The 325-nt window shown below is 48.9% G+C and carries 1 protein-coding gene; it reads right to left on the reverse strand.

Annotated elements, in window-relative coordinates:
* On the reverse strand, positions 1-325 hold a 325-nt coding region (locus B3180_RS09965; protein ID WP_286844299.1), incomplete at both ends, for an FAD-dependent oxidoreductase.

Here is a 325-nt window from a genome sequence, read left to right on the forward strand (position 1 = left end):
CATTTAAACGCTCGCTCAGCAGTCTGGCTGTATCGTCGTCTTCCGGACCCATAAGCCGATCAGCCATTTCCACCTGAGTGACCTGCGAACCTAAACGCTGAAACGCTTGTGACAACTCACAACCAATGGGACCGCCACCCAATACCAATAAGCGTTTAGGCAGCTCTTCTAACTCCCATAATGTATCCGAGGTTAAGTAATCAACTTTATCCAGGCCTTCAAAGCTGGGTACTAATGGCTTTGCTCCGGTTGCAATAATAATACTGCGGGTGGTGATACGCTTTGTCTCGCCATTACTGGTAACGTCAACTTCCCAGGGCGAAAC

The sequence above is a fragment of the Idiomarina sp. UBA4206 genome (assembly GCF_002383015.1).
Classification (GTDB): Bacteria; Pseudomonadota; Gammaproteobacteria; order Enterobacterales; family Alteromonadaceae; genus Idiomarina; species Idiomarina abyssalis.